Consider the following 14,070-nt stretch of genomic DNA (forward strand, 5'->3'; position numbering starts at 1 on the left):
GCGAGGGAATACAACTTCTATTTGAAAGTCTTGCAGAACGAAAAAAAGCCCCCCTATAACAAGGAGGGCTCGGAACGCATCGTTAAAAATTAACGGACTGCAGTTCGCTGTATTTCCTCTGTAATGGGATGTAGACAGACTTCTCCCGTGGTCAAAAACACTTTGTTTTTTAACGGCTGAGAAGCGATCTAATTGTTTTCCATTACAGATTAAATGTTGGCATACAGGTCACTTTAGTTCCTTTCTTTCAAACAGATTAGTTGTATTTTACCACATTTTAACTAAAGTGGATATAAAAATACCTCCCGCTTTTTGCGAGAGGTATTAGAAATTATTTGTAGATTACTACAGCTCCAACGGATTTGTCTTTTGCTTGTCCATTTACACGAACCTTTAAGCCGTAATTTTCAATTTTTCGTCCAGCGTCTGGCATAAATGTATTTTCATATGACTGGCTATCATCAAATAGCGACACAGCTGGCTGGCTTGCAAGCGATAAAGTTTGGGTAGGATAGATTAAATCTAATCCTGATGTTGGATTTAAACCAAATGCAGCATCTGCAATGTGGTAACGTGAGCTCGCTTTTACACCAGTACTCCAATTTAAATCCGTATTGACGTGAGCGTCAACTACACCTACGAAACCTTCACCTGGGTGAATCCCTGTCCAGTTGTCCGTATATGTTGGATCAACATACCAAACTACTAATCCGCCATCGTAGCTCATTAAAGAGTTACCACGCTTAATGTTCTTAAGACCCATGTCTACACCTGAATGATTTCTCCACTCTAGTAAATAGTAATGGTCACTATATTTGTATCCATCAGATTTGGTAAAACCATCTAAATTAAATGAGTTGTTATTTGTTTCAGCTCCATCTTCAAAAATTGAAGCACCATCAGCAGTTACTTTTACATTATCAACAAAAAATCCTTTTTCACTTGTACCCCAATCCGTAATATAACGGAATTTTAATTGAATTTTTTGCCCTGCAAATTCAGTAAGATCGAACTCTTGTTTAGTCCATCCATTGGAATCCCCTGTAAAACCAGGAAGGTTCGGTGCAATTGTAGGATATGCACCAGACACAGGATTAGAATTAGTGTTTGCATTTCCTAGAGACTTCCAAGTAGCTCCATTATCTGTTGATACTTGGACAAACGCATAATCCCAATCTTGTTCAATTATATACCAAGAATCAAAGTTTAGCGTAGCAGAACTTTTTCCTGTCAAATCAACATTTGTTACCATGTTTGTATCAATTTCATCCTGTTGCCCACCCCAATATTGATAAGTACCAGCAGCAGGTTTGTTAACAGGAGTCTTCTTTTGTGGAAGATTTACTTGAATAGCTTGATGATTTTTGCCATTAGGTGAATTCGCCTGATCTAGTAAAAACTGCGTTCCTTTAGAAGAAACATCTTCCCATTTTACAGCAGTTGGAGTTGTCCAATTCCCACCCAAAGTTGATTGAAAATATGATTTAGCTAAAGGTGAGAAACCAGTTGGTTCTGTACCTCCAATTTTACCTGCCCATGAACCGCTTGCCATTATAGACCAGTAAGCTACCGCTTCACCTGTACCAGAATAGATTGTGTCATATTCATCCGGATAACCTAGGTCATGACCGTACTCGTGAGCAAATACTCCAGTCGCTCCGTCTTCTGGCATCATTGTGTAGTCATAGAAACCAGGTTTGCCAATTGGATTTTGGATTGATGCATCATAGCCATCTAAGTCAACAAATTTGGCAGAACGGTGTGACCAGATAGCGTTGTTACCAAGTGAACCACCGCCTGCTTCTTGTCCGACACCTGAATGAATTATCATCAAGTGGTCAACTAAACCATCCGGCTCAACACGATTATTATCGCCATCAAAATCATGTGGATCTTCTACATCATAGTTCTCAAGTGGCACGCCAGCTGCTAAGGCAGCTTTATATGCATCTATAACAAGCTGCTTAGACCCTCCTGGTGTAATATTATCATGTCCACCCGATGCTTTATCCGCTCCATAGTAAGCTGCAGTTCCAGGAACTTTTAGCCATCCGTATGCCTTACCTTGTACAGAGTATGTACCTCCAGATTGCTGCTCATAAAACTGCTTCATAGAAACAAAATTTTCACCATTAGGTCCTTTTACTCCGTTATCTCCAAAAATCATATCTTCATAGTGTGATAGTGGATAATCAGGATAATAGTTATCTGTTTCTGTAGATTTAATATTGTTATGAGCAAAATCAGAATACTCTACCGCAAGGACAAGAACCTTATCTTTTCTAACTTCACCAGTATATTTCGTTTCATTTACAGGATCAGGTTGTTTTTTATAATGACCTTCCTTTTTCCCGTTGCCATTCAATAGTCCATTGTTAAAGCCTTTAAATTCACGCTGTTTTTCAGCATCTGAAGCCTTTACCTTTGCAGCAAGAGGATCGTTTTCCTTTACTCCGCTTTCTTTCCCTTTCAATTCAAGATACTCATGCAGTGCTTCTTCCTTTTGTTTTGCAGAAGCATCTTTCGAGATAACACCTTGTTTAATGAGAGATTCTAGTAATCTATCCTCGTTTACGATTGCTAGATCAAGACTAGAATGTGAATGATTGTGCTTTCCTTTTAATACTTCATCTAACGCTGTTTGTGCTTTAACATCCATTGACCCCGCGAACAATGATGATGAAGCTAGTCCAAGCGACAAACTTGTAGCTAGCAGGGCTTTTCCCCAAGACCTATTGCTCTTCCCCATGAATAACTACCCCTCCTGATTGAATAGTATAAATATTCAGATTTGTTTTGCTATTAAAATTTACCATATTATCCATCATTTTAAATTGGTCTTTTGTACTATAAAAAGAACAAATTGTGCGTTTTATACTAGGTCTTTATACTTATTTTTACATTAAAAATATTGCTATTTTCCCAAAAAAAAAAAAAAACACCTCTGCTAGCAGAAGTGTTTTTTAACTTATTTTCTTTTCTTTTTTCTTTTCTTCAAAGGTTCCAGGATAAAGTTTGTCAGGAACATATTGAGCAAGGATATGATAATGGCTGCAAGGAGCGCCATTCCAAAGCCATCAATATTAAAGGAGTCACCCATTAATTCAGCTGTCAGTGAAAGGAGTGCTGCATTGATTACGATAAGAAATAACCCTAAAGAAATAATAGTCACTGGCAGCGTCAAAAGAACTAATATCGGTTTTAAGAAAACGTTAAACAGCGACAGCAACACGCTGGCTAATAGCGCAGCACTGATATTTTCGATATGAAACCCATCGAAATACCCAGCGACAACCATTAAAGCAATCGTATTAATTAATAAGGAAGCCAGCCAGCTTTTCATTTAAACGTCGCTTTCTTCAGGCATAACTGCCATTGCGATGATGTAGGACAGCCCTACAGGAATTACCGCTGTAAAAATAGCAATAGCTACTGTTCCGAGCCGTACAACAGTTGGGTCAACATTCATATACTCAGCGAGTCCGCCGCAAACTCCAGCGATTTTCGCGTCATTAGACCTTTTAAGCTTTTTCATAAAATAACATCACCTCTATTTGGCTTTTAACACCGCAACTGAACCTGTTTTTGCTTCAGCTTCAAGCTTGAACGGCGGCCATGTTGTTCCTTTATTCGCGATAAAAGAGAGAAATTTTCGCGTGACTTCCTTTTTCTCTTCTCTAACTTCTACAGAATCAAAGTCACAAATAAATCCTCCGACAATCGTTTTCAGCACCGCATCAAGTTCCAGTGTTTCCGGGAATTCAGTTTCTATTTTTCCCGTCACCGTCTTAAAAGATGCATACCCCTCAACCGGTGAGGCAAAACGGCAGTAGATCGATCCGTTAATGGTTTCAGAACGCACTTGTGAAGCATCTACTGTAAGCCGGACTGGGCCATTCATCGTGTCAGCTTCAACGTCTTTATACTCACAGTCTTTCAGTGTTAATGAACCATTTGCGGCTGTTGCTTTGACTGCTTCTCCAGAGCAATTATTAACAGCAATTGCTCCAACTGTCGTCTTTACGGTTAGTGTTTTTGCCTGGCAATCACTGATTTTTACAGGACCATTAAAAGTCGTAATTTTAATTACATCATATGAATCTCTTGGAACCGAGATAACGGCATTTACTTTTTGATGTTTGTTCCTAGAATAAAAACGCATTTTTGTGGCGTCACAATCATAGAACGTCTCATTTCTGAACTTTGTTTTTGCAGAAGACCCTTCAGGTACCTTGTAAACATGGGCATCACATTCAACTTGGACATCCTTTCGATCCCAAGGCACAATCGTAACTGATCCATTATAGACTTCAATGTCCATCTCCTGAAACATCACATGGCTGTCTTGAAAAACATAATTTACCGGCTCTGATGGTCCAAAGTTCAAATCAAAATCAACAGTCTTAATCCGTTTTACGACACGATCAAAAAACTTTGCCACTTTGTAGCCAGATGACGGAAGTTTCACAGCCGTAGCTCCGTTCATGGCTTTCTTTTTTAGACTGATAGGACTCAGTGAGCTGATTTGCGTTTTCTTCTTGTCATTTAAGGCATATAGCAATTTTTCAGCCTCTTCCGCTGAAATTTTTCCTTCGTTCAGCATATTTAAAATCATTTTCCGTTCTTCCATGCATTGACGCCTCCCTTTTGGATTCCGTCACCGGCGCCGGCTGATTCTAAGATGTATGATACTTTCCCGGTATTACTTGTACGATTTATGAGAGAATAACCTTTATCCCTTTAACAATATTCCAGATGGTCACAATTAATGTCAAAGTACCAAAAATGAGTGCGCTGATAATGATTGCAGCTAAATGATATTGTGTTTCAAAAACGATAATAATTCCTAGCGGTACTGCGACAATTGGCAATAAGTGCGATAAAAATGATTTTTTTGCATGCTCCATTACTTCAGAATCATCTACAATTAAGTAAACGACGATCGGAAAAAGAAACGGTGCAAAGAACAAACTAAAATAACATATAGCAGAAACTGCTTTTTTCGTGCCCTCTTTCATAACATGACCTCCTGCTCTGAATGAAAAACCAAAACCGAACATGAATGCAAGCAAAAGGCATGTGCCTTTTTTTACTTCGACCTCATGAAACAAACTTCCTTTTTCCCTATACCCATTCGACATAACTTCTAAAATTCCGTATGATAATGACAAAAACCCCAAAGGGAGCGTCTTCCATTTTGAAAAATATAAAAACCTTAAAGGTACTTTTTATAGTATTAACCATGCTAATGATCACTAGCATTGTATTCGGTGTTATGACCGAAAACGATAGGGATTTAGGTGTTTCTGATCGAATTCTTGCCGGTGTGATCGGCTCGTTTGTTGCTGCAGCAATTAATTATGTAGTATACAAACTTCTTTCTAGGATATGGAAATAAATCACTCATCTATTTTATATGAAAATTGTCGATTTGAGGAGAAATTGTTTGAATTTCGAGCAAAAAAGGGAATGATACATATAAACAGGAACAGGAGTGATGTCTAATGTCTGAAGAGAAGAAAAAACAAAGAGGAAAAATGGACAATCCTGAACAATACGATACAGACAAAGAAAGCCTATTTGATAAATTTGAAAGCGAAAAAAATGTAGACCCAATTCCGATGGAAGATCTGAAACAAGAAAAACGTGAAGAAAAAGATAAGAAGGGGACGAAAGATTCTTCGTCCAGTGAGAAGAAATATAAATGAAAACGAAGCAGTGCTCCCAAACTAGTTGGGACACTGTTTTTTTAATTGGCTTTTGATAATGCTTAATTAACGCGAATTTTCGTTTAATAATACATCAGGTCATAGATCTTGTTTATACACAATTCCGTGTTCTATGTATATCTTTAAAAGCATCATTGCTTCTCCCCAACCAACAGCACATCCAATACAGGCAGTTAAGTCCTTATCAGAATTTGAATATCCCGTCTCTTTAAGAATAATTAATGTACCTTCTTTATATGGTTCAAGTTTAAAGGATACTGTTGTTTTCCTTTCTCCGGGTGTCCATTGAAAAATAAATGATTTGTTCGAAATCGCTTCAAGAATTCTGCCTCCATCTTCAATATTCTCTTTGTTACTGCCGAATTCAATCCATCTTAATCGAATTTCCCCAGTTCCTTCAGGCGTTAATTTTATAGAAGTATCATCTGTGAACCAGGCATTCCAACCTTGAGAAGTTGTAAGTATTTTAAATATTTCTTCTGGATCAGCTTTAATATAAGTTCGATGTGTAATAGTAGGCATATCTTTCTCCCTCCTTTTTATATCTTGTGAATTATATTACGCACCTTCTGTAAAAATTTAATAATAAATAAAAGCACTTTTTTAAAAGATTGTTGCTACAAAGAGGCTTTGATGTTCTTCATTGAAAAGTTGATTGAAGGGGAAGGTGCGAGACTCCTGCGGGACTGGCGGGCGGGTGAGACATTTATAAGTGAAACGTACGAATGTGGCTCACCGCCTGCCCCGCGGAAAGCGAGCAACCTGGAACGGAAATCAACAACTTCCAAAAACAACAAAAGTTCACCGAATTAAAAAAGAGGTCAAACCATCTGTTTATGATTTGACCTCTACGAAGTTTATTTTGCTAGCTTTTCTTTTTCTTTGATTTTACCTGTCATGCGCTTCTTATCACGTTTTAAAATTGGTGCAAGATAGCGGCCTGTGTGGGATTCTTCAACCTCAGCAAGTTCTTCAGGTGTTCCTGCTCCAACGATCGTGCCTCCCTTGTCCCCGCCTTCAGGTCCTAGGTCGATCAAGTGATCACACTGTTTGATAACATCAAGGTTATGCTCAATGACTAAAACAGAATCCCCGTTTTCAACGAGACGCTGCAGTACAACGAGTAAACGTGAAATATCATCCACATGAAGCCCAGTTGTAGGTTCATCCAGAATGTAAATTGTTTTCCCTGTCGAACGTTTATGCAGCTGTGAAGCCAGTTTTACACGCTGCGCTTCCCCGCCAGATAATGTTGTTGCTGACTGGCCAAGTTTGATATAGCCAAGTCCTACATCAAGAATGGTTTGCAGCTTGCGTTTTATCTTAGGGATATTCGCAAAGAACTCAACTGAATCCTCAACAGTCATATCAAGAATGTCTGCAATGTTCTTCCCTTTATACTTTACTTCAAGTGTTTCGCGGTTATATCGCTTTCCATGACACACTTCGCACGGTACATAAACATCCGGTAAAAAGTGCATCTCGATTTTAATGATTCCGTCTCCACGGCAAGCTTCACAACGTCCGCCTTTCACGTTGAAAGAGAAACGTCCTTTTTTGTATCCGCGCACTTTCGCTTCATTCGTTGATGCAAACACATCACGAATATCGTCAAAAACGCCTGTGTAAGTTGCCGGATTTGAGCGAGGTGTACGTCCGATTGGTGACTGATCGATATCAATAACTTTATCGATATGCTCCAGACCTTTGATCGACTTGTGTGCACCTGGCTTGTCTTTTGCACGGTGAAGTTTTTGTGCTAGCGCTTTATGCAAAATCTCATTTACAAGCGTACTTTTCCCAGAGCCAGAAACACCCGTAACGCCAGTGAACAATCCTAGAGGGATTTTAGAAGATACATTTTTCAGGTTGTTTTCTGTCGCTCCCTTCACCTCGATGTAACGGCCATCCGGTTTACGCCTTTTCTTCGGAAGAGGTATAAACTTCTTGCCTGACAGATACTGACCCGTAAGTGATTCAGGGTCTTCCATTATCTCCTGCGGTGTCCCTTGCGATGTGATCACACCGCCGTGAGCACCTGCACCAGGCCCAATATCAATGATGTAGTCCGCTGCAAGCATCGTATCTTCATCATGTTCAACTACGATTAACGTGTTTCCAAGTGAACGCATTTCTTCAAGTGTACGGATCAGCCTGTCGTTATCACGCTGGTGAAGACCGATTGAAGGCTCATCCAGAATATAGAGAACGCCCATCAAACGTGAACCAACCTGCGTGGCAAGACGAATACGCTGTGCCTCCCCGCCTGACAGCGTACCAGCTGATCGGCTGAGCGTCAGATAATCGAGTCCAACGTTAATTAGGAAACCTGAACGATCCACGATTTCTCGCAAGATTAATTTCGCAATGGCTTGCTCTTTTTCTGTCAGGTCAAGATTATCGAAAAATTCTTTTGCCTCCGTAATAGAAAGAGAAGTTGTTTCTCCAATATGTCTTCCGTTAATTAATACTGATAGTGCTTCTTTTTTCAGACGGTGCCCTTTACATGTCGGACATGGTTTTTGTGCCATGTATCCTTCCATCTGCTCACGGATGTAATCAGAACTTGTCTCTCTGTATCGGCGCTGAATATTCCCTAGAACACCTTCAAACTGAATCTCATTTTTACGGATTTGACCAAAATCATTTTTATAACGGAAAGTAAGATATTCCTTACTCCCGTTTAATATTTTATCCATCTGATCTTTTGGCAGATTTTCTACTGGCACATCCATATCAATACCAAAATGGTTACAGATGCTCTCTAAGAGCTGAGGATAATATTGCGAACTGATTGGTTCCCATGGTGCAATTGCATTTTCACGCAATGTACGGCTCCAATCTGGAATTACGAGTTCAGGATCCACTTCAAGCTTAACTCCTAGCCCATCACAAGAAGAACAAGCACCAAACGGACTGTTAAATGAGAATAAGCGGGGTTCAAGTTCACCGATAGAAAATCCGCAATGAGGACATGCATGATTTTGAGAGAATAAAAGTTCTTCTTCTCCCATTACATCAACTACTACACTTCCGCCTCCAAGATTTAAGGCAGCTTCAAGAGAGTCTGCTAAACGAGTCGCGATTCCCTCTTTAACTACGATCCGGTCAATAACGATTTCAATAGAGTGCTTTTTATTTTTTTCGAGTTTGATTTCTTCTGAGACTTCCCGCATTTCTCCATCTACACGAACGCGGACATATCCTTGTTTTTTAATATCTTCTAAGGCTTTAACATGCTCGCCTTTTCGACCAGAAACAACTGGCGATAAAATTTGCAGCTTCGTTCGTTCCGGATATTCTAAAATGCGGTCTACCATTTGTTCAATCGTTTGAGATGTAATCTCTACATGATGAACAGGGCAAACAGGACGTCCGATACGTGCAAATAAAAGACGTAAGTAATCATAGATTTCAGTAACCGTTCCAACCGTTGAACGCGGGTTGCGGCTTGTTGTCTTCTGATCGATCGAGATAGCCGGTGATAGACCTTCTATAGAATCAACATCCGGCTTGTCCATCTGTCCAAGGAACTGACGGGCATACGCAGATAGTGATTCAACGTAACGGCGCTGACCTTCGGCATAGATCGTATCGAAAGCCAGTGAAGATTTCCCCGAACCAGATAAGCCGGTGAGAACAACCAGCTTATCACGCGGGATCGTAATATCTATATTCTTTAAATTATGGGCTCTTGCACCCTTAACAATTATGTTTTGATTGGTTGCCAACTGCAATCATCCTTCCGCTTTTAACTCAAGTATGAGGTCACGAAGCTCTGCTGCACGCTCGAACTGAAGGTTCTTGGCGGCGTCCTTCATCTCTTTTTCCATACGCTCGATAAAGGCTTCGCGATCTTTCTTGCTCATCTTTTGCTTAGGAGCTTGTGCACCTGTATAGGTTTCTGTATCTTCAGCAGCTTGTGTAGCACGAATGACATCACGAACTTCTTTCTTAATCGTAGTCGGAGTTATGCCGTGCTTTTCATTATGTTCCATCTGTTTTTGTCGTCGGCGCTGTGTTTCATCGATCGCAATCTGCATGGATTTCGTAATTTTGTCTCCATACATGATAACGTGTCCGTTTGAGTTACGTGCAGCACGTCCGATCGTCTGAATAAGCGAGCGCTCTGAACGCAGGAAACCTTCTTTATCTGCATCTAAAATAGCAACAAGTGATACTTCAGGAATATCTAATCCTTCTCTTAAAAGGTTGATCCCGACAAGAACATCAAACACTCCAAGCCGTAGGTCACGTATGATCTGAATCCGCTCCAGTGTTTTGATTTCTGAGTGAAGATAGCGGACTTTTATTCCGAGTTCTACGAAGTAGTCGGTCAGATCCTCAGACATTTTTTTCGTTAACGTTGTGACTAGCACTCTTTCATTTTGAGCAACTCTCTCGTTAATTTCGCCGAGCAAGTCGTCAATCTGCCCTTTGATCGGACGCACTTCTAATGTAGGATCAAGCAAGCCTGTAGGACGAATAATCTGCTCAACGGGGTCTGGTGCATGTTCAAGCTCGTAAGGTCCTGGTGTTGCTGATACATAGATGTGCTGAAATTTCGTATATCTTTCAAATTCATCAAAGGTTAAAGGACGGTTGTCTTTTGCTGAAGGCAGACGGAAGCCGTGATCAACAAGAACACTTTTTCTCGCCTGGTCTCCATTAAACATTCCACGAATCTGCGGAAGTGTAACATGCGACTCGTCGATAACAATTAAAGAATCGTCCGGAAAATAGTCCAGTAATGTATAAGGAGTCGATCCTAAAGGACGAAGAGTTAAGTGAACAGAATAATTCTCGATACCCGAACAGAATCCCATTTCAGCCATCATCTCAAGATCGTAGCGGGTACGCTGTTCCAGTCTTTGTGCTTCCAGCAGTTTCCCTGCTTCATTAAGCTCTTTAAGCCGGTCCTCAAGTTCAGCTTCGATTCGTTTGATCGCAAGCTTCATCTTTTCTTCGCGGGTTACGAAGTGGGATGCCGGGAAAATAGCAACATGGTTACGTTCGCCTAAAATTTCACCTGTAAGCGCATCTACTTCTGTAATTCTGTCAATCTCATCACCAAAAAACTCCACTCGCAAGCAATGTTCGTCACGCGAAGCCGGGAAGATTTCCACAACATCACCGCGAACACGGAAGGTACCACGAGTGAAATTGATATCGTTTCGATTGTACTGAATATCGACTAAATCACGTAAAAGCTGATCGCGGTCTTTTTCCATTCCTTCTCTGAGCGAGATTACCATGTCACGGTATTCGTCTGGAGAACCTAGACCGTAGATACAAGAAACACTGGCAACAATAATAACGTCTTTTCTTTCAAAAAGAGAAGAGGTTGCGGAGTGGCGAAGTTTATCGATCTCATCGTTTATGCTGGCATCTTTTTCGATGTACGTGTCTGAATGAGCGATGTAGGCTTCAGGCTGATAGTAATCGTAGTAAGATACAAAATATTCAACCGCATTATTCGGAAAAAACTCTTTCAGCTCACTGTAAAGCTGGCCGGCTAATGTTTTATTATGAGCGATAACAAGTGTCGGTTTGTTCACTTCCTGGATAACATTCGATACGGTAAACGTCTTCCCTGTTCCGGTCGCACCAAGCAATGTCATGCTCTTTTTTCCTGCATTAATATTGTTCACAAGGTGTTTGATCGCTGCGGGCTGATCTCCTTGTGGCTGATAATCAGATTTGATTTCAAACATTTGACTTTGACTCACAAAACCGAACCTCCGTTCCTAATTTCTGGTTACTCAAATTATAGCACAGCACCGATCCAAAAACCTAATAATTACGAACAAATATTCGCAGAAGTTTCTGGAAGGAATTCATCGTGGTATACTTAAAGGTAGGCGCTCGTTGGGAAATAAATTGTTAGGGGTCTGACCCCATTTCCCGCTAGCTGTATCAACGGTTTCGGGGAAATTGTAGCAGGTGTGTCCCCAAAAGGAGATGCTTTTAATTGGAATTTTTCTATATATTACTTGGATTGTGCATTGGTATTTTCTCAGGATTTTTCGGCATTGGCGGAGGCTTTATTCTAACGCCGGTTCTTATTTTGTTTGGGATTCCTCCACTCTCTGCGATTGGAACGAGTTTGATGTATTCGATCGGAACGAGCGTGTCAGGAGTTGCTGCCCACTTGCGATATAAGAATATTATCTGGAAAACTGCTGCTGTTATTGGTTTTGTTGGTGTACTAGCGACTCAGGTGGCCCATCCGCTTGTAGTATGGCTTGAGAAAATAGGTTATGACGATACAATCATCCCGGTTTTCTATATTTTGCTTCTTGCATACTTTGCACTTTCCCTGCTTTATAAACAATCAAAACACAACAAAAGTACTGAATCAGGTGAACGGCAAATTTCTTTTTCTTTGGTGAAGGCCGTTTTCATTGGATTTACCGGAGGTTTTATTTCTACGACTCTTGGTGTTGGCGGAGGCTTTGTAATGGTGCCCTTACTGATCTCAATGATGAACTTCCCATCCAGAAAAGCAGTCGGTACAAGCTTGGTCAGTGTTTTCTTAATCGTAACGGCTGGTTTCTTAACGTACGCGGCATCCATTCAGCTCGACTACAAACTCGGCATCCTCTTAATTCTGGGGGCTTTAGTCGGCACTCAGCTGGGAGCAAAACTAACAACCATTTATTCAAACGAACAAATTCAAAAATATTTAGGAGCTCTATACATCACGATTTTAACCTCTGTTGTATTAAAGCTTTTCAATTTTGACAAAGCGGGTCTAGGAGTAATCACGATCTATGTCTTAACACTTCTATTTCTCTTCTTAAAAGAAACGATCTCGCATACAAAAAGAAAGACGTCTACCTCATAAAGGTGACGTCTTTTTCTATTTTACTTTTCTCTTTTGTTTTTTATAGATTTTCAACCCAAGAAAAAAGCCTATAATTGTAGAAATTCCAGCAATAATTTGGAGCGGCAGCGGCTGATGTAAACCATCTAACCCGAAAATTAATATTAAAATGTTGATCCCTAATGGCAGAAACTTTGAAAATAACACTCTGTTAAATAACAGCAGCAAAAACACTGGAAACAGAGCCGCGAAAACATACTCCAACATGAAACAATTGACCCCTCTCATCTGAACGTTCAAAAACCCAACTTTAGTAAACGTTCATCTATACCTCTCTAAATTTAACCAAACTCCCTATACAAAAACAAGGAAATTGTTATGGGAAATAAATTGTTTGGGGTCAGACCCCATTTCCCAACGAAACTTTCTGTTTAGATGGACGTACAGTAGGATAATGTATACAAAGTTCGAATATGATTAACAATGTATCTTTAAGGAGATGATTGATATGTTAAAGAAATTACTAAAATCGTTATTGGGTCACAAAAGCTATAAAAAATACAGCAGCTCTGGATACAAGCACAAGAAAAGCTATAAAAAATACAGCAGCAGTGACTTTGGAAAGAAGCATTATGGCGGGTATGGCCATAAGCATTACAAGAAGAAAAAGAGAAGCAGCTTTTTCAGCAGCTGATCTTTTCTAGCTGACAATTCCTGATGATCAATGAACTCTTAAAGGATCTTCAAAGAACATTATTTGATAGACCTCTTAAACCTGGTCTCCTCATTCAGGAACGTTACCGCGTTAATGAAGTTTTAGGAATGGGGAGTTACGGGATTACTTATTTAGCACTTGATAGCCTAACAAAAACTACCGTTGTTCTGAAGCAGCTTCGAAAAACTAAGGCAAAAACCGAAAGCGGACTCCGGTCTTTCCGGCGAGAATCTGAAACTCTTAAAATAATCAACCATCCTCAAATTCCAAAGCTTCTAGATGAATTCCAAAATGATTTAGGTTTATTTATCACTATGGAATGGATACAGGGAGACACTTTTGAGGATCTGATTTTTCGCGATCAACACACGTACAATGAAAGAGAAACCATAGCCATTTTACTGGAGCTTTTAAACATTATTGAGTCCTTTCACGAAGATGGCATCATTCACCGTGATCTTCGCATACCGAATATCATTAAGCGAAATGGAAAGCTGCACATCATTGATTTTGGACTGGCTTGTTTTTTATCAGATGAAGAAACGTTAGATCCTGATGACCATCCCGAAAAACTGCGAATGCGGGCAGTCACCGTGAAGAGCGATCTTTTTGCTCTCGGCCATTTTGCCTTGTTTCTCCTCTATTCTTCTTATGAACCCCAAACAAAGAAGGAAAAGACCTGGGAAGAGGAGTTAACGATTTCACATTCATTCAAGACCGCACTTCGCAAAATGCTGCAGTTGGACGAGCCTTTTCATTCTGTTGCGGAAGCTCAATCTGCATTAAACCAAATATAAAAG

General features: G+C 40.1%; 14 protein-coding genes. 5 read left to right on the plus strand and 9 right to left on the minus strand.

The genetic code is table 11. The features are described from left to right. Nucleotides 1-331: 331 nt before the first annotated feature. The 5 genes from ACFQ4X_RS13225 to ACFQ4X_RS13245 form a co-directional block, all read right to left on the minus strand. Nucleotides 332-2,749, minus strand: coding sequence for an immune inhibitor A domain-containing protein (locus tag ACFQ4X_RS13225; protein ID WP_379835811.1), 2,418 nt, complete (start codon nucleotides 2,747-2,749; stop codon nucleotides 332-334). Nucleotides 2,750-2,968: 219 nt separating this feature from the next. Further along, nucleotides 2,969-3,343: a phage holin family protein gene (locus tag ACFQ4X_RS13230; RefSeq protein WP_379835813.1), complete on the minus strand. Its 375-nt coding sequence runs from the start codon at nucleotides 3,341-3,343 to the stop codon at nucleotides 2,969-2,971. After that, nucleotides 3,344-3,535, minus strand: coding sequence for a PspC domain-containing protein (locus tag ACFQ4X_RS13235; protein WP_379835815.1), 192 nt, complete (start codon nucleotides 3,533-3,535; stop codon nucleotides 3,344-3,346). A 15-nt stretch (nucleotides 3,536-3,550) separates the two neighbouring features. Next, nucleotides 3,551-4,630, minus strand: coding sequence for a DUF4097 family beta strand repeat-containing protein (locus ACFQ4X_RS13240; protein ID WP_379835817.1), 1,080 nt, complete (start codon nucleotides 4,628-4,630; stop codon nucleotides 3,551-3,553). 85 nt (nucleotides 4,631-4,715) lie between these two features. Beyond that, on the minus strand, nucleotides 4,716-5,018 hold the full coding sequence (locus tag ACFQ4X_RS13245) for a DUF4870 domain-containing protein (RefSeq protein ID WP_066292654.1): 303 nt from the start codon (nucleotides 5,016-5,018) through the stop codon (nucleotides 4,716-4,718). Nucleotides 5,019-5,248: 230 nt separating this feature from the next. Here ACFQ4X_RS13245 and ACFQ4X_RS13250 point away from each other — a divergent pair, with 230 nt between their 5' ends. After that, nucleotides 5,249-5,398 carry a hypothetical protein gene (locus ACFQ4X_RS13250; RefSeq protein ID WP_379835819.1) on the plus strand — a complete coding sequence of 50 codons (150 nt, stop codon included), beginning with the start codon at nucleotides 5,249-5,251 and terminating at the stop codon, nucleotides 5,396-5,398. A gap of 106 nt (nucleotides 5,399-5,504) precedes the next feature. Next, complete coding sequence (locus ACFQ4X_RS13255; protein ID WP_077359823.1) at nucleotides 5,505-5,708, plus strand: hypothetical protein; 204 nt, start codon at nucleotides 5,505-5,507, stop codon at nucleotides 5,706-5,708. Nucleotides 5,709-5,807: 99 nt separating this feature from the next. Here the strand turns inward: ACFQ4X_RS13255 and ACFQ4X_RS13260 are convergent, their stop codons facing one another. The 3 genes from ACFQ4X_RS13260 to uvrB form a co-directional block, all read right to left on the minus strand. Next, nucleotides 5,808-6,251 (minus strand): SRPBCC family protein, encoded by a 444-nt coding sequence (locus tag ACFQ4X_RS13260; RefSeq protein ID WP_379835821.1) that lies wholly within the window; start codon nucleotides 6,249-6,251, stop codon nucleotides 5,808-5,810. A gap of 335 nt (nucleotides 6,252-6,586) precedes the next feature. Then, nucleotides 6,587-9,460 carry an excinuclease ABC subunit UvrA gene (uvrA, locus tag ACFQ4X_RS13265; protein WP_379835823.1) on the minus strand — a complete coding sequence of 958 codons (2,874 nt, stop codon included), beginning with the start codon at nucleotides 9,458-9,460 and terminating at the stop codon, nucleotides 6,587-6,589. 6 nt (nucleotides 9,461-9,466) lie between these two features. Then, nucleotides 9,467-11,443, minus strand: coding sequence for an excinuclease ABC subunit UvrB (uvrB, locus tag ACFQ4X_RS13270; protein WP_379837166.1), 1,977 nt, complete (start codon nucleotides 11,441-11,443; stop codon nucleotides 9,467-9,469). A gap of 257 nt (nucleotides 11,444-11,700) precedes the next feature. On the opposite strand from uvrB, the gene ACFQ4X_RS13275 reads away from it, so the two are divergent. Beyond that, complete coding sequence (locus ACFQ4X_RS13275; RefSeq protein WP_379835825.1) at nucleotides 11,701-12,576, plus strand: sulfite exporter TauE/SafE family protein; 876 nt, start codon at nucleotides 11,701-11,703, stop codon at nucleotides 12,574-12,576. Nucleotides 12,577-12,591: 15 nt separating this feature from the next. On the opposite strand, the gene ACFQ4X_RS13280 is transcribed toward ACFQ4X_RS13275, so the two are convergent. Next, nucleotides 12,592-12,822, minus strand: coding sequence for a DUF2198 family protein (locus ACFQ4X_RS13280; protein WP_379835827.1), 231 nt, complete (start codon nucleotides 12,820-12,822; stop codon nucleotides 12,592-12,594). A 241-nt stretch (nucleotides 12,823-13,063) separates the two neighbouring features. On the opposite strand from ACFQ4X_RS13280, the gene ACFQ4X_RS13285 reads away from it, so the two are divergent. Both ACFQ4X_RS13285 and ACFQ4X_RS13290 read left to right on the plus strand, forming a co-directional pair. Beyond that, nucleotides 13,064-13,249, plus strand: coding sequence for a hypothetical protein (locus ACFQ4X_RS13285; protein ID WP_379835829.1), 186 nt, complete (start codon nucleotides 13,064-13,066; stop codon nucleotides 13,247-13,249). A 23-nt stretch (nucleotides 13,250-13,272) separates the two neighbouring features. Continuing rightward, on the plus strand, nucleotides 13,273-14,067 hold the full coding sequence (locus ACFQ4X_RS13290; protein WP_379835831.1) for a serine/threonine protein kinase: 795 nt from the start codon (nucleotides 13,273-13,275) through the stop codon (nucleotides 14,065-14,067). Nucleotides 14,068-14,070 lie beyond the last annotated feature (3 nt).

Source organism: Fictibacillus halophilus (assembly GCF_042680145.1).
Classification (GTDB): Bacteria; Bacillota; Bacilli; order Bacillales; family Fictibacillaceae; genus Fictibacillus; species Fictibacillus halophilus_A.